Source organism: Candidatus Venteria ishoeyi, assembly GCF_030378065.1.
Classification (GTDB): Bacteria; Pseudomonadota; Gammaproteobacteria; order Beggiatoales; family Beggiatoaceae; genus Venteria; species Venteria ishoeyi.
In genome coordinates, this window is the sequence record NZ_JAUCGJ010000115.1 from 1 (window position 1) to 1,014 (window position 1,014).

Below are 1,014 nucleotides of genomic sequence, written 5' to 3' on the forward strand. Positions count from 1 at the left end.
CGGGTTTCTTTTTCAGTAGCCAGACATAACATAAGTATTCAAACAAGCGTTCTGCAATATCTTTACGCTGGCTCTGGTGCTCTATCTGTATAGCGACTTCTTGCAAAACCCCGTTAATTTCAACTTCTAAGATTAAAAACAAATCACCTTTCAGGCTTTCTTTCAGGGCTTCGTATTTACTGATAAATTCTTTATCAATAAAACGGTACTTACCTATTTTAACATGTGGAAAATAATGCGCAAAAAATTCTTGTGTAAAAGCACTAATCAGCCACTTAAATAATGAATCATGGGTTTTAGGGTTGCTGTTATTTGTCATAGATTTATCAATTGTTCGGCTACCCGGTACGAAATTGCCATATAAGCACATTTCTGCCTTGCTCGTTGACTGGCTTGAAAATAATTAGGTAAAATAGTTTTCAAAGATAGCCTGGCAAACAAGGGACTCAATTCAATTTCAATATATATGTTTGAATATACATATAAAAATCCAGCACCCATAAAAGCATTATAATTCAGCAATATAAGGCTTCATCCAGTGCGCTATATTCCAATGCTGCACCTCACCACATCTTACCTATTCAGTATTCTCTGGATTAGTCATTACCAGGCTTTGAACGCTGCAATGCTCGAAGCTGTTGATTCAAGGATTCAGCCATGCTTTTATACTTATCTTCTGACAATAAGCCTTGCTGGTAGAGTTGTTGACAGAGAAGCAACTGTCCTTTTAATGTACCTTTAGCCTCACCTTTAGCCTCACCTCTGACCTCACCCCTGGCCTCACCTCTGGCCTCACCCCTGGCCTCACCTCTGGCCTCACCCCTGGCTTCACCTTTAGCTTCGCCTTCACGAAAAGCTTGATTACGAATATGTTCAGTAATAGTGGCTTCAATATATTCCATGTTAAACTCCTGCTTAATTTGCTTAAACCGCTGGACTGGAATTTTTTTATAAGAATCGACCCATTGATTAATTAATAATAAGCGATCATCTTCAAGTTTTCCTTTTAATTGG

General features: G+C 38.4%; 2 protein-coding genes. Both read right to left on the minus strand.

All coding sequences use genetic code 11. The features are described 5' to 3' along the window. Positions 1 to 319, minus strand: a 319-nt coding sequence (locus tag QUF61_RS18135) for an RpnC/YadD family protein (protein ID WP_289682957.1), incomplete at its 3' end; no start/stop codon positions are given. A gap of 277 nt (positions 320 to 596) precedes the next feature. Beyond that, positions 597 to 1,014, minus strand: a 418-nt coding sequence (locus tag QUF61_RS18140; protein ID WP_289682958.1) for a hypothetical protein, incomplete at its 5' end; no start/stop codon positions are given.